General features: G+C 38.8%; 18 protein-coding genes, 1 riboswitch and 2 other annotated features. Of the genes, 4 read left to right on the top strand and 14 right to left on the bottom strand.

What is annotated here, in order from left to right; genetic code table 11:
* Positions 1-56 precede the first annotated feature (56 nt).
* Together AB3I00_RS05615 and AB3I00_RS05610 are read left to right on the top strand one after the other, a co-directional pair.
* On the top strand, positions 57-1397 hold the full coding sequence (locus AB3I00_RS05615) for an amino acid permease (RefSeq protein ID WP_368024895.1): 1341 nt from the start codon (positions 57-59) through the stop codon (positions 1395-1397).
* Between the two features lie 438 nt (positions 1398-1835).
* Complete coding sequence (locus tag AB3I00_RS05610) at positions 1836-2279, top strand: DUF305 domain-containing protein (protein WP_024634958.1); 444 nt, start codon at positions 1836-1838, stop codon at positions 2277-2279.
* A 194-nt stretch (positions 2280-2473) separates the two neighbouring features.
* Here the strand turns inward: AB3I00_RS05610 and nhaC are convergent, their stop codons facing one another.
* The 7 genes from nhaC to mgtA all read right to left on the bottom strand — a co-directional run bounded on the left by nhaC (position 2474) and on the right by mgtA (position 12219).
* Positions 2474-3892: a Na+/H+ antiporter NhaC gene (gene nhaC, locus AB3I00_RS05605; protein WP_002293789.1), complete on the bottom strand. Its 1419-nt coding sequence runs from the start codon at positions 3890-3892 to the stop codon at positions 2474-2476.
* 403 nt (positions 3893-4295) lie between these two features.
* Complete coding sequence (locus AB3I00_RS05600; RefSeq protein ID WP_002320010.1) at positions 4296-5519, bottom strand: M20 family metallopeptidase; 1224 nt, start codon at positions 5517-5519, stop codon at positions 4296-4298.
* A gap of 31 nt (positions 5520-5550) precedes the next feature.
* Complete coding sequence (locus AB3I00_RS05595) at positions 5551-6390, bottom strand: MetQ/NlpA family ABC transporter substrate-binding protein (protein WP_081186096.1); 840 nt, start codon at positions 6388-6390, stop codon at positions 5551-5553.
* A 16-nt stretch (positions 6391-6406) separates the two neighbouring features.
* The gene (locus AB3I00_RS05590) at positions 6407-7087 is read right to left on the bottom strand and encodes a methionine ABC transporter permease (protein ID WP_368024892.1); all 681 of its coding nucleotides are present in this window, start codon (positions 7085-7087) and stop codon (positions 6407-6409) included.
* Position 7088: 1 nt separating this feature from the next.
* Positions 7089-8162, bottom strand: coding sequence for a methionine ABC transporter ATP-binding protein (locus AB3I00_RS05585; protein WP_024634955.1), 1074 nt, complete (start codon positions 8160-8162; stop codon positions 7089-7091).
* A gap of 58 nt (positions 8163-8220) precedes the next feature.
* Positions 8221-8459 (bottom strand) — a binding site (T-box leader).
* A gap of 42 nt (positions 8460-8501) precedes the next feature.
* Positions 8502-8735, bottom strand: a binding site (T-box leader).
* Between the two features lie 76 nt (positions 8736-8811).
* Entirely contained in the window at positions 8812-9483 is a 672-nt protein-coding gene (locus tag AB3I00_RS05580; RefSeq protein WP_024636204.1) for an HAD family phosphatase, read from the bottom strand.
* Between the two features lie 87 nt (positions 9484-9570).
* Positions 9571-12219 carry a magnesium-translocating P-type ATPase gene (gene mgtA / locus AB3I00_RS05575; protein ID WP_242617190.1) on the bottom strand — a complete coding sequence of 883 codons (2649 nt, stop codon included), beginning with the start codon at positions 12217-12219 and terminating at the stop codon, positions 9571-9573.
* Positions 12220-12560: 341 nt separating this feature from the next.
* Positions 12561-12735, bottom strand: a riboswitch (M-box (ykoK) riboswitch).
* A 171-nt stretch (positions 12736-12906) separates the two neighbouring features.
* Here mgtA and ndk point away from each other — a divergent pair.
* Positions 12907-13344, top strand: coding sequence for a nucleoside-diphosphate kinase (gene ndk / locus AB3I00_RS05570; RefSeq protein ID WP_024634952.1), 438 nt, complete (start codon positions 12907-12909; stop codon positions 13342-13344).
* A gap of 21 nt (positions 13345-13365) precedes the next feature.
* On the opposite strand, the gene AB3I00_RS05565 is transcribed toward ndk, so the two are convergent.
* From AB3I00_RS05565 to AB3I00_RS05535, 7 genes are all read right to left on the bottom strand, one after another.
* Positions 13366-14232: a helix-turn-helix domain-containing protein gene (locus tag AB3I00_RS05565; RefSeq protein ID WP_368024888.1), complete on the bottom strand. Its 867-nt coding sequence runs from the start codon at positions 14230-14232 to the stop codon at positions 13366-13368.
* A 218-nt stretch (positions 14233-14450) separates the two neighbouring features.
* Positions 14451-16544, bottom strand: coding sequence for an LTA synthase family protein (locus tag AB3I00_RS05560; protein ID WP_368024887.1), 2094 nt, complete (start codon positions 16542-16544; stop codon positions 14451-14453).
* A gap of 313 nt (positions 16545-16857) precedes the next feature.
* A complete protein-coding gene (locus AB3I00_RS05555; RefSeq protein WP_002346113.1) occupies positions 16858-17481 on the bottom strand; it encodes a hypothetical protein in 624 nt (207 codons plus the stop codon).
* Positions 17482-17636: 155 nt separating this feature from the next.
* The gene (locus AB3I00_RS05550) at positions 17637-19034 is read right to left on the bottom strand and encodes a glycoside hydrolase family 1 protein (RefSeq protein WP_024634949.1); all 1398 of its coding nucleotides are present in this window, start codon (positions 19032-19034) and stop codon (positions 17637-17639) included.
* 21 nt (positions 19035-19055) lie between these two features.
* The gene (locus AB3I00_RS05545) at positions 19056-20027 is read right to left on the bottom strand and encodes a LacI family DNA-binding transcriptional regulator (protein ID WP_104764737.1); all 972 of its coding nucleotides are present in this window, start codon (positions 20025-20027) and stop codon (positions 19056-19058) included.
* 6 nt (positions 20028-20033) lie between these two features.
* Positions 20034-22334, bottom strand: a complete 2301-nt coding sequence (locus AB3I00_RS05540; protein ID WP_368024884.1) for a glycoside hydrolase family 3 N-terminal domain-containing protein — start codon at positions 22332-22334, stop codon at positions 20034-20036.
* 1 nt (position 22335) lies between these two features.
* Positions 22336-23661 (bottom strand): PTS sugar transporter subunit IIC, encoded by a 1326-nt coding sequence (locus tag AB3I00_RS05535; RefSeq protein ID WP_024636198.1) that lies wholly within the window; start codon positions 23659-23661, stop codon positions 22336-22338.
* Positions 23662-23890: 229 nt separating this feature from the next.
* On the opposite strand from AB3I00_RS05535, the gene AB3I00_RS05530 reads away from it, so the two are divergent.
* Entirely contained in the window at positions 23891-24316 is a 426-nt protein-coding gene (locus tag AB3I00_RS05530) for a hypothetical protein (RefSeq protein ID WP_024634946.1), read from the top strand.
* Positions 24317-24370: the final 54 nt, after the last annotated feature.

The following is a 24370-nucleotide window of genomic DNA, read 5'->3' as shown; positions in this document are numbered from 1 at the left end:
TGCTATTTATTCTTACTATACATTTTGATTGTGAATTTAAAAGAAAGAGGTTATTTATGGAAGATAAAAAATTGAAAAAACAACTTAGCTCCCGACATATCACCATGCTAGCTTTGGGTGGAGCGATTGGTGCAGGTCTATTTAAAGGAAGTGGCGAAGCGATTGGAATCGCCGGCCCTTCTGTATTGATCGCTTTTTTGATTGGCGGAATGATTTTATATATCGTGATGAAAGGTCTGGGAAAAATTGTTTTAAGTGGTGGCGATACGCACCACGGATTATCTGGATTGATTCGTCCATATCTAGGTGCTCATTCTGCCGATTTTACCGATTGGGTCTACTGGTCCATGTGGATTATCAATATCATTGCTGAAGCTGTTGCAGCTGCTTCCTTTTTACAGTTGTGGTTCCCCCACGTCCCAGCTTGGGTATTTGTTTTTATGTTGGCTGTTTTAACTACTATCATCAATCTTTATTCGGTACGATTATTCGCAGAGACAGAATATTGGCTGGCCTTTGCTAAAATCAGTGTCATTATCCTATTAATCATTTTTGCTGCTTATCTTGTTGGTCAGCAAATGTTGGGTACTGGTGTTTTCCCTACCCTTCAACAATTGACTGATCATGGTGGTTTTACTCCTCATGGTATGAAGGGAATCATCAGTTCTTTGCTTGTAGTTATCTATTCTTACGGCGGTTCTGAGCTGATTGCTATCACAGTAAGCGAAGCAGATGATCCTAAACGTGCGATTCCTAAAGCAATCAAAGGCGTTATGGGAAGAATCATTTCCTTTTACATTATTCCTTTATTTTTGCTTTTGATTATTTTTCCTTGGAATACATTAGCAGGTACGAACGTTAGTCCTTTTGTGATGGTATTTGAAAAAATGAATATTCCATTTGCAGCAGATATCGTCAATTTCGTGATTGTTCTTGCTCTGTTCTCGTCTATTAATTCAGGTGTGTATGCTTCTTCGAGGATTTTGTTCTTCCGCTTGAAAGATCGAAAAGGTTCCTCTAGAAAACTAGCTGTTTTAAACAAGCATCAAGTACCGCAACGTGCTGTACTGTTTTGTACCAGTGTTCTTTATCTAGGTGTGGCTCTTTCTTATTTTGTCGGTGACAAATTATTTGGCTATCTGGCAGGTTCTCTTTCCTATACAGTATTATTGATCTGGATCATTATCAGTGCTGCGTCCTTTGTACTGGCACTAAGGAAAGGAACGTTATGGGACAAAGGAATCAGCTTTTTTGCATTAGCAGTCTTAGGGTTGATTTTCCTTGGTATCCTATTCACGAACTCCATTGGGGTAACTGTATTGACCGGTCTGCTTTACCTGTTCATTTATTTCAGTTATCAAAAAAAGAATGATGCTTTCGTCTTGACGAATGAATGAAACCAATAGAGAATTTTATTCTATTTATATTGAATAGCTGGAGCTATTGAAAAAGGAGCTGCGACAAAAATTGTTGCAGTTCCTTTTTCCGAATAAACGGTGTTCAAAAACTTACATCTGCGGTAATAAGTCCAGCCAAGTTAAAAACATAAGAAACTGTTTTTACTTGGCTGTTCTTATTACTTGATGCAGAACAGCTTTTTCACGACCTCTCCACTAAACGGTGTTCTCCTGCCAACTCCTCGGTCACAAGTCACAATATTCAACAAACATGAGAAACTATTTTTTGAATTTGTTCCTTGTGACTCAGCGTTAAACGGCAGGCTCACGACCTCTTGATAAACGGTGTTCAAAAACCATCTGTGCAGATTAATTGATTGTTCTCCACGCTCATGACATGATAGAAGAAAGGAATGAAGAAAAAGGAGTTTGTTTTAAATGAAAAAGTATTGGAAGTTTTTGTTGATGATTGGTGTTTCGACGGTAGTCATGTTTGGTATGATGTATTTGAATGTTTATGCGCTCGACCATATCTTCTTCAGTCGCACACGTGTATTCATGGCGCTGATGATGGGTGCAGTCATGGCAGTCATCATGTTGTTGTTCATGTGGAAAATGTATGAAAACAAAAAGATAAATGCTATGATTTTAGTGGCAAGTCTTCTTGTTTTTGCTGGTTCCTTATTTATGGTACGAAGCCAAACAACTGTCAACGATACGGCGTGGATGAAGGCAATGATCCCTCATCACTCTATTGCTATCTTGACAAGTAAACGAGCTGATTTAAAAGATCCTGAAGTAAAAAAATTAGCGGAAGAAATCATTCAGGCACAAGAAGAAGAGATCGATAAAATGAAAAAAATGATCAAAGAAATGGAATGACCATTATCTATCCAAACAGAAAAAGAGGTTGTGAAAAAGCTGCCCTGCATCAAGTAATAAGGACAGCCAAACAAAAATAGCTTCTCATATTTTTCGTTTGGTTAGGCTTATTACCGCAGATGCAAGCTTTTGAACACCGTTTATTCGTAAAAGGGAGTGTGACAAGACTTTTGTCACACTCCCTTTTTCCGTTTTTATTGTTCCAATTGCGCTGTCTTGCTTACTGCTTCTTGCGGTTTCACAAATTTCTTTGAGATCCCCCAACCTGTAAAGGCACTGACCATCGAAAACACAGGTGAAAGCAAACTGAAAAACACGAATGGCAAGTAAGTGAGTGTAGGAATGCCAAATGTACTTGCTACGAAACTTCCGGCGATCCCCCAAGGCACTAAGTAATTGATCACTGTTCCACCATCTTCTAGTGTTCTCCCTAGTACAGTTGGATCAAAGCCTGCTTTTTCGTAAGTTTCTTTAAATGCATTACCAGGCAGGATAACAGATAGAAATTGTTCTCCAATAAAGATATTTACTCCGATGCTTGTCATCAATGTTGTAAAAATCAATTTGGGGGTGTTCGTCATCTTTCTTGATACTCGTTCCATAACGGTTGAGATCAACCCAAATTCGATCAACAAACCACCTAATGACAATGTTAGAATAATCAATGACACAGTTGGCATCATACTTTCGATTCCTCCACGGCTAAGCAGTGAATCGATTTGTTGGTTTCCAGTATTTGAAACAAATCCAGATTCGATGACCCCTGCCAACTTTGTTAAGGAAGTTTGTGGGTTTTGAATAAAGATCATTCCTACTGCTACAGCGATATTCAACAAAATCGTCAAAATTGCCGGCACCTTTTTCCATGCACACAAGAGCATTAAAAATAGAGGAATCAGTGACCAGATTGAAATAGTAAAGTTTGCTTCTAGAATATCGGTCACTTCACGAATAGATGAAAGACTTGCGGCTTTACTTGTGTGTCCTAAAATCATGAATAAAAAGAAAGAAACAACAAATGCCGGAACAGTCGACCACATCATATGCTTGATGTGTTTGAACAAATCGGCATCAACAATAGCTGCTGCTAAATTTGTTGATTCGGATAATGGAGACATCTTGTCTCCAAAAACGGCACCTGAAACAATGGCTCCAACTACAAGGGCTGGATTTAGTCCTAGTGTTGTCCCAATACCGAAAAATGCAATCCCAATCGTTGACATAACAGTAAAGGCACTCCCTACAGCGCTACCTACGATTGCACAAACAACAAATACAGAAGGGACGAACCACTGGACACTGATCAATTTAAATCCAATGACCATGAGGGTTGGAATAATTCCTGCTTGTATCCATACAGCAATCAATGAACCGACTAAAATAAAAATAAAGATTGGAATGATCCCCGGTTTGATGCCATTGATGATCCCTTCGTGCAGCCAATCTGTCGGGTATTTTTTTATCACTGCGTACAACATGACCATTCCGATAGCTGCCAAAATCGTGATATTAGGTGAAACCTTTAATCCGACAACGCCAATCGCAATGCCTAAAACAATGACCATTAATACAAGTGTTGCTTCTAAAAAACTTGGTGTTCCTTTTTTTTCCATGATAATCTCTCCTTTTTTAGTTGTTCTTATGTTCTAAAAAAGTTAAGATATCGGATTACTCCGCCACAATTCATCCGCGATTCCTCCTTTATAAAAATAAAAAGACCTGCTTTCAACTAAGGACGAATGACTCCGCGGTACCACCTTAATTAAAAACAGATCTGTTTTTCACTTTCAAACGATTATTCAAATGTATGGACTTTCCATGTAATTCGTCAATTAGGCTTGATCGGTTCGCAGCGACCACCGACTTTCTGAACAAAACACCTAACCGCTACTGCGTGAAAAGTTGACTTGTATGAAGTTTACCTTCCATAAGATCATTTGTCAATGAAAAAGAAAATATTTTTTCATTTTTCTGAAAATTATTTTTATAACTTTCACGCACAACTTTATCTTTTTACTAGAAAGTAGCGCCCTCTTGTTTTTTTCTTGCTACTATTTCTTGATGTTCTTGTTTGATTTTTTCTAATAGCTTGGGTTCTCTCAATAAATCTAGAGCTGTATTGGCAAGTAATTCCGCTGCAATCGCAATAGAAGCAAGTCCTTTTTCACTTTTAGCAGCAGCTTTGAATTCTTCTGTATGTCCGGCAATGTATGTCTCAGAGATTGCTACAGTAGGCTGTATCGTTGGAATGACTTGGCTGACATTTCCTACATCAGAAGAACCTAGACTTGTTCTTTGTTCCGTTTCTATTTCTTCATCAGGAACACCTGCTTCTTTTGCATGTTGGAAGAATAAGTCATCGAAAGAAGGCGTGACGATGACATCATCGACTGCATTTTGGAACAATCCAAACTCAAAAGTCGTACCCGTGCTTAATGCAGCACCTCGTACGATATTTTCCACTTTTTCATATACTTTGTCTAATGTTTGTCGATTTCCTGCACGTAAATAGAAACGTCCAGCAGCGTAGTCTGGTATGACATTGGCCGCCACGCCTCCATCTGTAATGATTCCATGGATATTGACATCTTTTGGCAATTGCAAGCGTAGAGCGTTGATTCCGTTAAACACTTGGATCAAGGCTTCCAAAGCATTTACTCCTTTTTCAGGTGCTGCTGCTGCATGAGAAGCGACACCGTAAAATTTGATATCAACTGGATCATTTGCTAAAGATTCTGTCGTTTTCCCATAACGAAAAGCTGGATGGACACATAATGCTGCATCGACATCCTCAAAAAACCCTTCCCGAACGAAGCTGCCCTTAGCTGATCCATTTTCGCCTCCTTCTTCCCCCGGAGTACCATACACACGGATTTCTCCACCAATCTCATCAATGAATTGTTTCACTATGCTGGCTGCTAATACGGAGTAAGTACCAAATAAATTATGTCCGCATGCATGACCAATACCTGGTAAAGCATCAAATTCTGCCAAAAAGGCAATTGTCGGACCTGGTTTATTGGAAATATAACGTGCATCAAAGCCTGTTCGGTGCCCAGCTACTTCTTTTTCTACCCAGAACCCTTCTTTTTCCAATTGTTTGATTAAAGCTGCTGAGGAATAAAATTCATAATTACTTACTTCAGGATGATCGTGGATAGCTAGTGCAAGTGCTTGATATTCTGGTAAACGGTATTGGATCAGATCCTTCAATTGATTTGTTGAGAGTGTTGTTGTCATAAAAATTTCCTCCTATGCTAGTCGTTTTTTCTTATTTTCTCCCGAATGTTTCCCACGCAGGTACGCTTGAACCTTTTGATGTTTTTTCGATTACTTTGGCTGTTTCTTCTGTTTGATAGGCATCTACTATTTTTTGATACGTTTTATTGTCTTCATCTTCTTTTCTTGCAACGATGATATTGACATAAGGACGTGCATGGTCATCGACTGGTTCTAAGAAGATTGCATCAGAAGCGGGATTAAATCCAGCATCTACAGCTACACCGCTATTGATGACTGAAATGTCTACATCCGACAAAGCACGTGCTGTTTGGGAAGCATCTAACTCAGAAATGTCTAGATTTTTTTTATTCTCGGTAATATCAGAAACGGTAGGCGCTTGGCCTTTTGCCTTGTCCACTTTGATCAATCCAGCAGTTTGCAATAACAGAAGAGCTCTGCCGCCATTCGTGACATCATTAGGGATTGCAACTTTCGCTCCATCTTTGATATCAGCCACATCTTTTAACGTATTGGAATAAATTCCCAACGGTGCATTAACCGTATTCCCAATCGATACTAAATCAGTTCCGTGTTCTTCATTGTAATTGTCTAAAAAGAATTGATGTTGGAAGGAGTTCAAATCGATCGATCCATCTGCTAAAGCCGCATTTGGCTGATTGTAATCTGTAAATTTCACATATTCCAAATGGATGTTTTCCTTTTTCAAACGCTCTTTCACATCGTCCCATACATCTGTATCTTCCCCAATGATCCCTAGTTTTACGGTCGTTTCTTTTTTGTCAGTTGTAGCTGCTTTTCCTTGGCTGCACCCTGCCAACCAAATAATTGCTACAAATGTAATGACTGCAAAACGAATAATTTTTTTCATTTTTTCTCCTCCACTTTCAATGTGTGATTTTTTTAATCAGTTGATTACTGATAAATTGACTCAAAAAAACTAAGATCAGAATCAATAATGTAGCGACAATCGTTACATCTGTTTGGAATCGATTATATCCTCTCGATATAGCAAGATTCCCTAATCCGCCGGCACCTACTGCTCCGGCCATGGTAGTCAGTCCGATCACATTGATAATCGTCAACGCTGAGACCCGAATGATACCAGGTAACCCTTCTAACAAATAAACACGTAAAATGATGCCGATTGGGCTCGTGCCCATCGCTTCTGCTGCTTCGATCACCCCAGGATCAACTTCTAGCAGTGCATTCTCGATTTGACGGGCAAAAAACGGGACAACGCCAAAAATCAAAGGGACTAAAGCTGCTTTGGCACCGATCGTCGTTCCAACTAAGAAACGAGTAGTCAAAGCTAAAAGGGAAAGCAAGATAATAAAAGGGATGGAACGAATGATATTGATCAACTTATCAAGTATTTCGAACAGCAGCCTGTTAGCTAGTAATCCATTTGGACGCGTCACTACTAACGTCACACCTAGGATGATTCCGATAATCCCACCAATGAATGCCGTCCAAAAAGACATATATAGTGTTTGCTTTGTTGCTTCGATGAATTCATCCGGAATCAAATAGACATTCGGCAAATATGTTTTAAAAAATTCAGTCATTTTAGCTTCCTCCTTCGATGACTTTGATACGGTTATCTAATTCGTTTTTTTGTAAAATAGTTACTTTTACACCAGATTTGATCAAATAATCCAATGCTTTTTGCCGCTGTTTGGTTTCTCCAGCTAAAGTAACAATCAAACTTCCTAAGGGTGTTTCTTGTAATAGCTCTACATTACCGTATAAGATATTCGCTGTTACTTGGTACTTGCTGTAAAGATGAGCGATTAGAGGTTCGTTCGTCTGGTTGCCGATATAACTTAATTCCACCAACCATTTATTTGCAATCTGATCGGCAAAAGCAGCATGGGCACTGATTGTTTCCAATGCTTGGTCAAGGTGTGTCGCTGTCCGAATAAAATCTTTAGTCAATTCTTCTTCAGGATGACTGAAAATCTGGATGCTGCTGCCTTTTTCAATGATTTTTCCCTCTTCCATAACCGCCACCTTGTTGCAGATTTCTTTGACAACTTGCATCTCGTGAGTAATCAGGACGATCGTTAGACCTAGTTGACGATTTAGTTTTTTTAACAGTGCAAGGATCTGAAGGGTCGTTTTCGGATCAAGTGCACTAGTTGCTTCATCGCATAACAACACTTTAGGTTCATTTGCCAGAGCTCGTGCGATTGCCACTCGTTGTTTTTGTCCCCCCGACAGTTGTTTAGGATACGCAGATGCTTTTTCTTCCAGACCGACAAGTTCCAGTAGTTCATTCACTTTTTGACGACGTTCCTGTTTTGATTTTCCAGAATACTTTAGAGAAAAATCTACGTTGTCAAAAATCGTTCGACTTTCCATTAGATTGAAATGCTGAAAGATCATACCGATAGCCTTTCTTTCTTTTCGCAATTCTTTTGGAGAGAGCTGGCTTAAATTCGTCTGATTGACGATGACTTCTCCTGCTGTTGGTTTCTGCAACAAATTCATCACGCGGACTAACGTACTCTTTCCTGCACCTGAGTAACCGACGATCCCATAAACATCCCCTTTTTCAATCGTTAAATCTACAGAATCTACTGCCTGTATCTCTTTTTCTTTTTGTTTGAAACATACAGAAACATCTCGCAATTCAATCATTAACATTCCTCCTTGTCTATAAAAAAAGCATCCTCAAGAAAATGAAAATAGTCATTTTCTTGAGGACGCCTTTTTGCGTGTTACCACCTCATGTTCAAGCTGTGTTCACACACAACTCCTCTTCAAGTACCATCATACTCTAGCAAGATATCGGTCGCAGCCGTCATCGCCTTACATCTATGCTCGGGATGAATTGCTCGATGGCCATTTTCCAATAGTCGTTCCTTGCTTCTTCTCAGCTACCGAAGCTCTCTGTCAAAGGTTCTTCTATCGTACTTACCATTTCAATGCAAATAATATTCAAAAAAAAAATCCTTTTACTAACATAAACTATGTCAGTAAAAGGACGACGTATCGTGGTACCACCTTTTTTCGGAAGTTTTCTTCCCTCAAGCCCAACATCTCAAAAAGAGAGATTGGCGTTCGTTTTAACGGTCGAACATTTCCGAATTTGCCTACTTATCGACAAATTATTCTCCAAGGCCATTTTCAGCTTTTCTTACTTGACTCTTCACACCAGCCAGAGCCTCTCTGCAAAGTTTCCAAACTTACTTTCCTTCTCAACGAAATCAATATTTTGTTGTTGGGAATAATCTACAGGAGGAAAACTGAAAAGTCAAGCATGAAATCCAAATTATTTTTTCTATATTTATTTTTCTGTTTTTTTATCTAACATTTCAATAACAGTTCGAAGATCTTTCCCTTCCGCAAGAAGGTTCAGTTTTTCCTTTTCTTCGACGCTATAATTTCGAACGAAACTGGAATCGGGTATCAAAACAACACCTAGTCCAGCACGTGAAGCGGCTGTCGCTCCTACTAAAGAATCTTCCACTGCAAAAGCTGAAGGAGCTTCTAATCCTGTTCGTTCCAAAGCTGTCAGATAAGGGACCGGTGAAGGCTTGTTCTCCGATACTTCATCTCCGAACGTAAACGTATCAAAGTAATCGGCTAATTGAAAGTGATCCAAGATATCTGTTGCTCTTTTCGTAACAGTTGTTGTAGCAATCCCTAGTTTCATATGACGTTCTTTTAAGTCTGTCAATATTTCTTTTGCGTAGGGTTTCAATTGGATAGCTCCACTTGTCAGCTGTTGATAAAAATATTCTTCACGCTTTGCTCGGACTTCCTGCACTTTTTCAGGACTGCCTGCTGCCTGCACTAAAATATCAAAACTTTGTTTCCAGTTTTTTCCGCCCCAAGCGTCAACGATTTCTTTCGGGATATGAATATCAAATTGCTGGAATCCCCAAAGCCAACCATCCCGATACGTTCTTTCCGTATCCACTAACAAACCATCTAAATCAAATATTGCACCTTTCATCTATACATTAATCCTTTCCAAAACAATACACCTAGTTTAGCATGATTGATCCAAAATGAACAGAAGCATAGAGCCCAGCCGCATCGCTTATAAGAGTTCTTGGAATCGACGGATATAGATTTTCTTCACAGCTGTCACAAGCGCCAGATAAGCGACGACTGTTACAAGCAGCCATAACCAGTAATTGCCAGGGAGCGGCATCAAGCCTAACTCAGCACCAAATCCTGTGAATGGAAGGACTGAACCGACAATGATTCCTAATGTAGTGATAACCAGCATGGCAAATGTTGCATTGCTTTGGATAAATGGTATTTTCGGTGTACGCAATGCATGGAGCACTAATGTTTGTGTCCACAGGGATTCGACGAACCATCCTGCATGGAATAATGCGATAAAAATCACTTGTTGTGAGCTATCCAATGTATGGAAACTTCCACCAACTACAGCAGGACAAATAACAAAATACATCAACAAGTAAGTAGTGATATCAAAAATCGAACTTGTTGGACCAAAATAAACCATGAATTTTCCAATACTAGATGCATTCCATTTCTTTGGCTCATCCAAATATTCTTTATCCATCCGATCCCATGGTAAGGAAATGCAAGAAACGTCATAGATCAGATTCAAAAATAGAAGTTGCAAAGGCAACATTGGTAAAAATGGTAAGAACGTACTGGCAATCAGTACGGAAAACATATTGCCAAAATTAGAACTTGCTGTAGCCTTGATATATTTCATGATGTTTCCAAAAGTTTCTCGCCCAGAAAGAAGGCCTCTTTCCAAAATCGTCAAATCTTTTTCTAAAAGGATCACGTCTGCTGATTCTTTTGCGATATCCACAGCTGTATCCACGGAAATACCGATATCAGCCACTTTCATTGCTGGAGCATCATTGATACCATCTCCTAAAAATCCGACAGTATGACCATTTTTACGTAAAGCTGTCGTCAATCGTGCTTTTTGCTGAGGATTCAATTTTACGAATACTTCATGGTCTTCAGCTACTTGCGCTAATTCATGATCATTCATTTCCGAGATTTTCTCACCAGTAATCAATTCATTGATTTCTAGGCCTACTTGACGGCACACAGACCGTGTGACTAATTCATTGTCCCCAGTCAGAACTTTTACAGCTACACCATGTTCTTTTAAAGCTTTCAACGCTTGTTTTGTTGTTTCTTTTGGTGGATCAAGGAAAGCAAGATAACCAATCAGAACCATGTCTGACTCATCTTTGACTGAAAATTCTCCAACAACGCTTGGATTGGTCTTTTGTGCGACACCAATCACTCGCAAGCCGTCTTCATTAAGTGATTGTACTTTTGCAAGCACCGCTTCTTTTCGTTCTTTTGTTAATGGTGCGACAATACCACCAAGATCAATAAATTTAGAAATGTTCAACATTTCTTCAATCGCGCCTTTTGTGATCATCTGTGTTTTGCCAGCTGGATCAGCGACCACAACACTCATACGGCGACGTTCAAAATCAAAAGGAATTTCATCTACTTTTTGATAATTGATCGTATCTGTATCTAAAGTTTCTGCTGCTTCATCAATGATAGCCACATCTAACAAATTTTTCAGCCCTGTTTGATAGTAGCTGTTTAGATAAGCATGGCGCAAAACACGATCATCTTCATTTCCTTCACAATCCATATGATATTCAAGAATGATTTTGTCTTGTGTCAATGTTCCCGTTTTATCCGTACATAACACATCGATCGCACCAAAATTCTGGATAGCATTTAAATTTTTGATGACTGTTCCTTTTTTGGCCATCACACTTGCTCCTTTGACCAAATTCGTCGTAACGATCATTGGAAGCATTTCAGGCGTTAAACCAACTGCTACAGATAATCCAAAAAGAAAAGCTTCTAACCAATCTCCTTTTGTAAGCCCATTGATAACGATAACTGCTGGAGCCATCAATGACATAAATTTGATCAGCAGCATGGATGTTTTGTGGATGCCTAATTCAAAACTTGATTGGATGGGTTTTTCAGATAGCGTTTCTGCTACATGCCCAAATAGTGTGTCATTTCCGACAGAAACAATGATTCCTTCCGCGCTTCCACTGATGACATTGCTTCCCATAAAGACAAGATTTTCATAACTTGTTTCGCTTTGCTGATCGTCTTCACATACTTTCGCATGCTTTTCTACTGGATAGCTTTCCCCTGTCAGTGCTGCTTGGGAAATGAATAGATCCTTTGCGGACAATAAACGCATATCCGCTGGTATCATATCTCCTGCTGAAAGCCGCACAAGATCTCCGCAGACGATTTCTTCCATAGGAATCTCTGTATACTCGCCATTTCGTTTGACAGCTGCCGTTACTTTCACAAGTGATTTCAGTTTTTCAGCTGCTTGATTAGAACGCACAGACTGGATCAACGTCATCGTCCCACTGACGATAACCATAGTGAAGATAATGGCTACACCAAAGAGATCTTTATCTCCTGGAGCGGCTAATACGTATTCCGTAATGAATGAAATAATTCCTAATGCAATCAACACTAATGTAAAGGGTGTGATGTATGCTTTCAATATTTCTATAATGAATGGTGTTTTTTTGCCATATGAAATCGCATTTTCACCATAAGTTTCTCTTGAACGCTCGATTTGTTCTTCTGACAATCCATTTGCTGATGCATGGAACAATTCAAATAATTCTTGCTTCGTTTTTCCAGCAAAAGCTGCATAGATTTTTTGTGTATCTTTCTTTTTTTCCATCTCAATCTCTCCTTTGTGTCCAAAAGACAGCTGTTTTCGCTGTTTCTGGTCTTTTGCTATTTATCGGATCGATAGAGAAAATGCTGAAAGGGGCTGAGAACAGATAGATAATAGCCCTGGCCTTTCCTCTAAATCCTTGTTTTTCGAATGACTGTCATCCATTTGTTCTCATCTCCTTTACTAAGTAATTTTAATTCATGACTTCCAATCATTTTTCGAATAGTTATTTTCCCAACTCGCTCACCCCCCTTTTTGTTTTTTCACCGATGGGATTTGCGGCAACAAAAAAACCTCTCGCCAAATACTCAGCGAAAGGTTTGAAAAAGCAAATCAAAAAAGCTTCTCAGATCTCATCGTTGAGTTTTGACACTGTACAACGTAAAAAGCAGATGTCTGCTTTTAGCTACCTTATGAAAAGCCTTATCTCGACAATTCCTGTTCTACCCATTGGCGTCTCTCGACGTTTTTGGGCAGTAGCCTATGTTTGTATAGGAGCCTCACCTAACAAATCCTATTCGGTTTTCCTTCGTTAATATAACAACTAAAAAAGAGGATGTCAAATCAATTTTCCATGTTTTTCATACTTTTTTAAAATACACGTGTTATATTTCCGTCTCACGCAGTTTTATTTGTCTCATTTTCCACCTCCAGCTATAATAGAATTATAGTAGGAAACGAGGTGCTGTTATGGAACGAACACTTGTTATTATCAAGCCAGACGGCGTAAGACGCCATTTGGTCGGAAGCATCATCCAACGTTTTGAAGCAAAGGGACTGGCCATTGCTGAAATGAAATTTGCAACGATGACACCTGAACTAGCAAAAGAGCATTATCAGCACTTGACTGAACGCAGTTTTTTTGATGAACTGATCGATTACATGACTTCTGGTCCGGTCGTTTATCTTGTGCTGGTCGGCGAGGAAGTGATTGATATCGTCCGTAAGATGGTCGGAGCAACAAAAGCGGCTGATGCCGTTCCAGGTACGATCCGAGGAGATTATGCACTGCCGGGGACTGAAAACATCATCCATGCTTCTGATTCCCGTGATGCTGCAACAAAAGAGATCGCCCGCTTTTTCCCACCATTCGATACAAACAAACCGGCTGAAAAAGCGGCGAAGTGATACAAATCCTAAACTGTTGGTCTAACTGCTGGATTTAGCAATGGCCAGCAGTTTTTTCTCTAAAGAATTCCTTTGATTCTTCCCTAATGTATATTCGATCACTGTGAAAAACTCTTGGTAGTCTTCCGATTTTTCTTCCCCTAAAGCAGCGGAAATCAGTCGTTGGTAATAGTCCGCCATCAATGTTTCATAAACCACTGTACTTCTTTCTTTATGCGCTAAACTCCGTTTCATATCTTCATTCACGCTACGTGCCTTTTTTAAGCGACCATTTTCTATATAAAACAAAGTCAGATTCGTCAAAAAAGTAAAAAGATACTGCTCGTGATTATTCAGTTGCGCGATCCGTCGCATTCTTTTTTTGATTTTCAAATAATTATTCTCAATAAACCGATCACTGAATATCCAAGGAAAATCAGCTAGAATAGATACTTCAAATTGACCATACTCTGGTACTTGCATCAAATATTCTTCAATGATACGACATTCATAACGCAAAAATTCGAATTCCGTCTCAGATACTTCTGTTTTTTTGGACATGTGCAGATTCAAAACCAAATAGTACAGATCTTCTGTTTTCTTATAGTGCCTGCGGTTATTAGCAATTTCTTTGTAAGGATCAAAGCTGTCTTCTTGAATCCGATCTAGCATTCGTCTTTTTTTCTTTAATTTTTTTGGCTCATCAAGCTGATTTCGTATCCATTCATATTCGGCAAGTGTCATGTTCATTCGCTCTAAAAATGATTTCAATGTTCCAAACGATACTTTTTTCACTGAATTCGTCTCGATCCCGACTAGCGAAGTTTTAGAACAGATTCCTTCCGCTAATTGGGACTGCGTCAGCTTTTTGTTGACTCGAAGCTTCTTGATCAATTCTCCATCATACATAATAGTTCTCCTTTTTTAATTGAAATTAACCCTTGGCTTTTCCAGAATGCTTGCCAATAAGAGGAATGATTATTTCAATTTAAATTTTCCGCATTCAATAAATAGATACGTTAAAAATAAAAAATACACGAAAAAAATAAAAAAATGTTTTTCTCATAAAAAATACCAACCTTCAAGCATGAGACTGCTGTCTAATCCCTGAAGGTTGGTTTGATTGTTTATTGATTATTTTTTTGCTGCTCCGCATTGGTTCCTGTTACTGGATATAGGTTAGTCGTTGTTTTATTGCCGTTTTTTGAAAAGACACTGGTCGAATGTTCACCCTTTTGCTTTTCGATTGCTTCATTACGTTCCGCTTCGTTTTTATAATCATATTTTTTCGGATCAATCGTCTCAAATCCGTTTGGCACATAAAACCGCAAGAGATTTTCCTGATTCAGCTTATCTGAAAGACTTAACGCAGTCTTGACTTTTTCCTGATCTTTGGAGATTTCCTCGTCGATTCCTGCTGCTTTCGTATCGATGATTTCTCCTGTCTGATTATTGTAAGCTTTTCCTCCTAAGACGGTATATTGGGGTGTCACGAAGTTCCCATTTCGAAAAGCAACTACTTGATCGTGCTGAGAAGATAATAAGTCTGTACCAAAATGAAGATAATCTTTATCATCGATTCCCAATAGATGTAGTAATGTCGGCAAAACATCGATTTCTCCACCGTATTCATGATTGACTGTCCCTTTAGTGTAACCAGGCATATGGATCATCAATGGCACTCGTTGCATCTGTGCGTTGTCAAATTCATCCCATGTATCTGGATCTTTACCAAGAGCACTTGCTAAATCTTTATTATCTGTATTCGAGATCCCAAAATGATCTCCGTAAATCACAAAGATTGAATTTTGGTAAATACCAGATTTTTTCAAATACGTAAAAAATTGTTCCAATGATTGATCCAGATAATGGGCCGTTCGAACATAATTATCTACTGTGCTATTGCCAGTATTCAAAGATGGAAAGTCGAAATTCTTGTCATCCGTATAATAAGGCGTGTGGTTGGTTACGGAAAGAAATTTCGTGTAGAACGGCTGTTGTAGATGTTCAAGATATTGGGCAGATTCTCTGAATAAATCTTTATCTAATATCCCATAACCTAACGTTTCGTCGGATTCATCAAAATAAGATCGATCAAAGAAATTGTCATACCCTAAATTTTTATATACATGATCTCTATTCCAGAAACTAGCTACATTCCCATGGAAAACAGCACTTGTATAGCCTTCTGTTTGTCCAAGGATCGCTGGTGCTGCTTGAAAGACATTATCTGACCCAAGTTCTGTGAATAATGAGCCTTGAGGTAAACCAAATGTGCCAGTTTCCAACATGTTTTCAGCATCACTTGTCTTTCCCTGTCCTACTTCATGAAAGAAATTGTCAAAGCTGATCGTTGCTTGATTCTGGAAAATACTATTTAAAAACGGCGTGACTTCTTGTCCGTCTACCTTCATATTGATCAAAAACTGTTGAAAACTTTCTAAATGAAGGACAATCACATTTTTTCCTTTAGCGAGCCCAAATGTTTCAGGATTTGGCTCTGCATAATGTTTCTTTGTATAGTCTAAAACTTCATCAATTCCATTACTGCTTGCATGCGCGCGAACACTGCTGGTCATTCCTGTTTTGATCCCGTCATAAATAGTGTACGCATCGATTCCTAGATATTTGACAATATAGGAACGGTCAAATGTCCGCTGCAGTAATTGTGGACGGTTGGCTTCGCTCAACGCTAGATTTCCTGAAAAAATCAATCCTGAAAGACAGGTAACCGCGATAGCCATCGGTTTGCTGACAGGGTTGCTTTTGATAGGTATTTTCTTGACCTTCAACCAAACCAGTAGCCCAATGAACACAGCGATATCCAACCAGTAGATGACATCATGGGGTTTCATCAAAGAAAAGGAGCTTCCTGACAACCCTTGCGACACTTTCGAAAAGCCTAATACAGATTTGACTGTAATGAAATCTGTGAATTCTCGATAAAAAATAATATTCAAGTACAACAAAAGCGTATTTAAAATATCAATGATCAAAAGAATGGCTAACGCTGGCTTTGGCTTTTTAATATACAAAGAAAGGCCAAAAAACAATAAGGTAGTCGCAATCGGGTTGATCCACAAGATAAAGTACTGGATCGTACCTTCCACACCTAATGAAAAATCTGCATAGTAAGCAATGATCGTCTTCAGCCAAAAAAAGAAAACAGCTGTCAAAACGATTGCTAAACGATTTTGGCACAATTTTTTAAGTTGTGTCACGTATATCACTTCTCTCTATTCACATTTTTTCTTATTTTGCTCCTGAAAAATGAAAATTTCCTAAAAAAATTGTTATCTTAAGATTTTTTTATTCTTTCTAAAGATTATTCCGTCCATTTTTCACAGCATAAAACCGCTGTGATGTAAGCGATTAAACGAATGGAGAGATAAAAGTCTTGTGGTGACCGCTTCACTCCACGGTATTCAAAAGTAGTTTCTCGGTATTCGTACAAAAAAAAAGAGGCTGAGACAAAATTCTTGTCGCAGCTCCCTATTTCTTGATGCAGGACAGCTTTTTCACAACCTCTGTTTTTCATTGTCCATAGGTTTGATATTGTCCTTCTGATGACTCATTCGTAATGATTGAGGCTTGATTTTCTTCATTTCCCGTTATCGTTTGTCCACTGCCAGAATCTGAAGGGCTTGGTTCTGTCGACTCGTTTTTTTGAGAAGAAGCAGTTGTTTTCTTGACTTGTTCATTGGTTTTTTTCCATTCCGCTAGTCGATCGGCCACCACTTTTTTGTCCACTTTTTCAGAATAAGCTGTGACCACTTTTCCATTTTTCAAACGAGCTACCTTGTCGCCATCATGAGTCAAAAGCAAAACGGCCAAATGTTTGTCTTTGAATTGATATTGTCTGAGAGAAATCGCACTAAGTACGTCATCGATATTGATAAATTGATTTTCTTCTTTTCCTTTTGGCAAATAGATGTCCAATTCACCTTTTTCGTAATTGGCAGTTAATTTATATTCCTCCCACCAATAAGTTGAGAATTCTTTTTTGAAATTATCTACTGATTCTTTGCTTGCTACGATTTTTTCTGTTTCTTTCTGAGCAAGATCTGCTGTCATTTTTCCTGAAAATGCTGCGGATAAAATAAGCAGTAAGAAAAAACCGAATAACCAAAAGAGAAGAAACGGTCTTTTTTTCCTCATGCCTTCCTCCACTCCTATTTAATTTTGACTATTCTATTATATACAAAAAATGAAATAGAAAGACAAAAAAGTTGAAAAAGATCGTAAATAATTGAACTTCTTTTTCCTGAAGCGGTAAGAACGGGAATTTTCATACATTCTCTCTTGGCTATTCTTTAAGCTTCAAATCCATTTCTGTCTGATACATCTTTGAACCAATGACCCGATTTCTTAATCGTTCTTTTTCCATCTTGTGCTAAATCTACTGAAATAAAACCGTAACGATTCTTATAGGCATTGGTCCACGACCAGTTATCCATGCATGTCCACATATGATAACCTAAACAATTGGCACCTTCTTGAATGGCTTGATGGACATATTTCAGATGAGATTGAACAAATTCGATCCGATAATCATCGTGGATCATACCATCTTCCTTGATAAATCGTGCTTCATTTTCTACACCCATGCCGTTTTCAGAAATAAAACAGTCGATATTCCCATAATGATCTCGTACATTGATCAAAATATCATAGATTCCTTTTTCATAGATCTCCCATCCGCGATAAGGATTCATTTTACGACCAGGCATTTCATAATTGTCGAAGTAATCCTCAGGCATAGGACCGTTTTTAGTATCGATTGGTGTTTCTTTTGCTTTTATTCGGCGTGGCTGGTAATAATTAATTCCCAAAAGATCTACTGTGTTTTCTTTAATGATCGCCAAATCATCTGGATGGATCTCCGGCATTAGATCGAGTTCTTTTATTCTTTCGATCAATTCACTTGGAAACTCGCCTTTTACAGCTGGATCAAGGAATGAACGATTGAAGAACGCATCTGCTATTCGTGCTGCTTTAACATCTTCGGGATTTGATTCGTCTCTTGGATAACTCGGTGTCAAATTCAAGATGATTCCGATGACACCGCTTTGGTCCATTTCATGGTAAGCTTTGATGGCTAATGCTGAAGCCAACGCTTCATGATAACCAACTTGGATTGCCTTTTTCATATCTGATTCTTCCGGATAATGCCATCGATACAAATAGCCTGCCTCGACTGGAACGATTGGTTCATTATGGGTAAACCATTTTTTTACTTTCGAGCCAAACAACTGAAAACAACTTTTTGCGTATTTTTCATAGGCTTCAACCGTTTCTCGGTTCAACCATCCGCCTTTTTCTTGCAGATACATCGGCATATCGAAATGATACAGATTAACAAAGGGTTCGATACCGTTTTCAATCAACTCATCAAAATAGCGATGATAGAAACGAACGGCTTCTTCGTTGATTGTTCCAGATTCATCAGGTATCAAACGGCTCCATTGGATAGAGGTTCGAAATGAATTATGCCCAGTCTGTTTCATCAACTGTACATCCTCTTGATACTTCGTATAAACTTGCGAGGTTTTTTCCGGTCCTACTTGATCAAAGAACTTTTGCGGTTCGTTTTTGTACCAATAATCAAAAATGTTCTCTCCTTTTCCATCGCCTGAAATTCTTCCTTCTGTTTGTGGACCACTTGCTGCAGAGCCCCACCAAAAATTTTCTGGAAATTGATATCTTTTCATCAAAGCACCTCTTTTTCTTTTTTAGTTGATTCCATGTATGATATTTTCCATCACAATCACTTTTTCATTTTCTTCCTCTTCTTTTTTGATTCGTTTCAACAGCTGTTCTGCTGCTCGTTCCCCGATTTTATCTGTTGGTGGCGTGATCGTGATTTTCGGAAGGATACTCAGATCGTTTTTATCTAAATAATCATAGTGACTGAACGCAATATCCTTCCCGATTCTGACACCTTCTTGATTGAAACATTCGATGGCACCAATCGACATATTGTAATTGCTGACAAAAATAGCAGTTGCCCCTTTTTCTAATAATGCTTTTGCCCCGTAATAGCCGCTTTTTCTAGAATAGTCTCCTGTAAAGATCTCTAAATGGATAGACGGATCCTTTTGTACCGCTTCTTTGGCTCCAGCTAAACGTTCTCTTGCTACGTAATCTGTTTGAGCGGCAGCAATAAATCCTATTGTTTTATGTCCTTGTCTGCCATGATGAGCAATCACTTTTGCTACACTTTCTCGATCATTCACTACTATTGTATCAATACCTGCTGGCGCATCCGGACAATTCAGTGCGACAACTGGGATACTCATTTTTGTCAGCATTTCAAATCCAGACCACTCTTCTTCTGATAAGAAGACGATCAACCCATCGATTGCATGCTTCATCAGGTATTCGATTTTTTGATCGATTTTTTCTGGCTGATCGGCAAACCCGCTTAATAATAAGCTATACCCATTTTCTTCAGCTACTCTTTCGATCCCTGAAACAACCTCCGAACCAAAACGGCTAGATATCCCGTTTATCAAAAGTCCAATAGAGAAACTTCGATTATTCTTCAATCCTTTAGCAATGATGTTTTCTTTATAGTCCAACGCTGAAATCGCTTCTGCTATTTTTTCCATATTCTTTTCCTTCAGCTGCTGACCGTTTAAATAGCGGGAAACTGTTCCCACTGAAACACCAGCCATCTTAGCCACGTCACGGATCGATGCCATACATTTTCACTCCTGCCAGTTACATTTGATTTCTTTTTCTTGTTGTTCGACCATGATGACCGCTTTCTTTGCATAATGCCGCTTGTCATCAATGTCCATATAACTAAAGTCTTCAGAAGTGAGTTCAAAAACAAGCAGTCTTTCCTCTTGAGACTGCAATTCATCTTTACGAAAAGCTTTCAATAATTTCGTTCTTTGGATGACAGCGCCGTCAATTAATCGGAAATAGACAAGAGTACTTGTTTTACCTGAAACACTTCCTGTATTTTTAACTTTAATTGATATTATTACTTTGTCAATATCCGTTTTGACTTCCATCTGACTGTATTCAAATGTTGTATAGCTTAGACCATGTCCAAAAGGATAAAATGGACTGCCGCTTAAATCATAATAATTCTCTTGTTTAGAAGCAGCACGCTGATAGTAATAAACAGGTAGTTGCTGACTATTTCTAGGATAAGACAAACTCAATCGTCCGCTTGGGTTATTTCTTCCAGAAATCATCTGCGCAATGGCTTTTCCACCCTCCTGTCCAGGAAACCATGCTGTTGCAATGGCATTCGTAAATGACTCGATTTTCATCAAATCGTAGGGTCTTCCTTGCACAAGTATCGTGATGATTGGCTTGCCTAGTTGATACAATTGTTCAATCAGTTGTTCTTGGTATCCACCTAAAGAAAGAGAAGCAACATCTACATTTTCTCCAGAATCCATGTTGATCCCTTTCGATGAAACTGCCCCGTTACGAAGAAATTCCATATCAAAGTTCCGCGCACTTGATCCACCTAGAACTGCAATGATTACATCTGAGTTTTGAGCAAGGGTCACCGCTTCTAATAATTTTTCTTCCTGATCCTCCTGATTTCTTACTTCACATCCTTGTGCATAAGAAACCGTTGATTGGGGAAACTCTGTTTTTATCTCTTGTACTATCGTTTTTTTCAAACGGTCTTCTGTTTGTGGTGCAGAGTAGTCTCCCAACAAGTGGTAAACATCGTGAGCATTTGGTCCTATAACAGCAATGTTTTTTACTTGTTGATCCAACGGCAATATACCGTCATTTTTTAGTAAAGTGATACTTTCTTTTGCTGTCTCTAAATTTAAGTGCTCTGATTCCTCCATGAGATGATCCCAATACTCCTTTGGATCGTTTGCAAATGGTTGTTCAAACAAACCTAATAAAAATTTGACAGATAAAACTCGGCGAACTGCTTGATCTAGTAGCTTTTCATCTACGACTTGATCATCAATGGCTTCTGCAATCTTGGTATAGGTCTCGTCCCACAAACTGAGATCGATTCCTGCCGCTAATGCATATGCTGCAGCAGTCTTTTTATCTGTAAAAACATCGGATAAACGATCCAAAGCAACACCGTCTGCCATAACGATCCCTTGATAACCGATCTCTTTTCTTAATGTTTGCTCAAAAAGCGCTCGATTGATATGACAAGGTACCCCGTCGATATCATTATAAGCAGCCATGACACCTACTGCATTTCTTGTACTCTTCAATAATGGCCCGTAAATATCGGAGAACTCTCTGCGTCCAATCGTCACTGTGCCTGAATTATGACCGCCTAAAGCTTCTCCTTGTGCGATACAGTGCTTTAACACAACACCGATCTGATCCTTCTTCTTATTGATTTCCTCTACTGTCTGATCAAGAAAAGAAACTTTTTCTGAAATAATCTCTCCTTGGAACCCTCGAACGACCGCTTCAGAAAAACGAGCTGAGAGAATCGGATCTTCCCCAAAGCACTCTTCTGTCCTTCCCCAACGAGGATCTTTTGCCAGATCCAAAGTCGACACCAGCGCTAAATGAACACCTTTAGCAGCCAGTTCTTTTGCCATCAATCGGCTCGTTTGTTCTAATAACGCTACATTGAAGGTATTTCCACGGCCGATATTCGTTGGATAAGAAATCCCATCCAAACCTTGATGACCATGTGGACATTCTTCTACAAGCAAAACTGGAATTTTCCATCGCGAATGCTTTAGTACATATTCTTGGACTAGGTTAGCCACCTTCCAGCTTTCTTTTGCAAGAATCCCATTCTTATAATCTGTTTTAGACCACGGATCAGAGCGAAACAGACCGTATAAGGCACCCAGACCGCCTCCCCATTTAACATGTTCTTTTAACTTTTCTGTTAATTCGATCTTGTCTCCGTTTTTTTCATAACATTCCCAACCATACAAATGCTGGTTTACCTGTCCTACTTTTTCAGCAATATTCATCCGCGAAAGTAAATCTTCTACTCTTTGGCGGATGGTCAACTTTGGGTTTTGATACGGGTAATCGTACACCTTAATATCCTCCTTCTGCCAATTTTGCCTTATTAGCGGCTAACACAAATGGCAGGAATAAAAATACATCTAGAACGATAAGTATTACTGTTAAGACTGCTGCTCGTATATCGCCTCCTGTAGCAATAAAAGATTGTATAACCGGCGGAGTGATCCAAGGTGCAGCAGCAACTGTTTTACTGATGATTCCAAGACTTGTGGCTGCGTAGGCAATAATCAAGTTAATAGATGGTATAATAGCGCAAGGAACCATATATATTGGATTCATGACTACTGGTAATCCAAACATAATTGGTTCCGTAATATTAAATAAACAAGTAGTCAGACCAAATTTAGCGATCGATCGCTGTTCTTGACGTTTAGAAGCCCACAAGATAGCAATAACTAACGGTAAAATACACCCGCCACCTCCGATCAATCCAAATGCATTGGTAAAGGGTTCCGTAATAATATTAGGAATTTCTTTTCCTACTGAAAAAGCATCCATGTTTTCCTGAATAGACTGTAACAAAGGTGCTTGCCGTATAGGAGCCAAAATACTCGAACCATGCATACCAAACACCCATAAGAAATCAGAGAAAAACTGTAAAAATAAGATGCCTGGGACGGATAAAACAAAAGCTTTCAATGGTGTCTGAATCGCTAATTCAATTAATTGCGGAACATTCAAACCAGTCGTATGGTTTAAAGTAAAAACGACAACTGAAAAAAATAAAATGACAACTATTTCTGGTACTAAAGAATTAAATGACGTAGCTACTGCCGGTGGAACTCCTTCTGGCATCCTGATTTTAAAACTCTTCATTTTCGCTAATTTGATAAATAATTCTGTACTGACAAGGGCAGCAATCATCGCCGTTGCTAAGCCAGACGAAGAAGTCAGACTTTGTAAGAAAACCCCTGTAGCTTCTGCTGTATTTCCGTCCATCAAAGTGACTGTACTTGATAAAGGCATCAAAATAAACATTACGGCTGTACTTAGAATTCCTGCATGAACAGGACTAAATGATGGATCATCAATCACGCCTGTTTGGATATAGTGGGTTGCCAAATTCCAGCCGATATTGTAACACACGATAATAGCTAAAATACTCATCGTACCATTATTCACGATTGAAGCAAGTTCAGCCAATGGACTTAGATCAAGTATTCTTTGGACTGTTGCATTTGAAAAAATCAGAGCATTCAGCAAAACCATGACAGAAGCAGCCATTACTAACGGCATAGTAACGATAAAACTGTCTCGAATGGCCAGCAAGTGTCGCTGGCTACTCATCTTAGATACGATTGGTAGCATTTTTTCAGATAGTCTGTCTACGACTTTCATTATTTCATCTCCTAGATTCTAAAATTGAACCGGTTCATTTTTAATATAGCACTTTTCTAAAAGATTGCAACACATTTTTTAAACCGCTTTCTAAAGGTGGTGGATTTTTTATGACTTTTGAAAATTTATTCTATTTAATGGTATTTTGTGAATTTTTTCTCTTCCATCCGTTTGAAGTTTTACTTTCCAATGGTATAATTTCTTTATCCTATCAAATGGGGGAAGTATTTTGAAGAAATTAATCGTACTATTTATTTTGTCTGCGGGACTTTTGACATTGACTGGCTGTGATTTGTTTGGCGGCTCTGACCAATCCTCGGACGAAACAACCGATTCTTCTGTCTTAAAAGCGGAAAAAGCAGATATCACCAACAGTGTATATACGCTAAAAGTACGTAAAGATATGGATTTATCCGCGGGACAGTTGACATTTACAGATAAAAAAATGGAATGGACACGCACGTATCAGACACAAGGAGCTGATTCTTCTGAATCATCTGAAGAAAAAACAGTGCTGACAGATATCAAGATCACTACCAAAGATGACGAATATATTATTTCAGGAAAAGAAAATAAAAAAGAAGCAACAGTCACATTTACCAAAATCGGTAATTACCGTTTGAAGGATGAGGATGGCAACATCTACAGTCTATAGTGCCATCTGTTGGATCTTCTTTTGTTTCTCCCCTTCTTTTCTGCTATAGTAAAG

Source organism: Enterococcus sp. C76, assembly GCF_040886985.1.
GTDB classification, from domain to species: domain Bacteria; phylum Bacillota; class Bacilli; order Lactobacillales; family Enterococcaceae; genus Enterococcus_B; species Enterococcus_B lactis.
The sequence above is the reverse complement of the archived record's forward strand: the minus strand, read 5'-3'. Positions and strand labels throughout refer to the sequence as shown.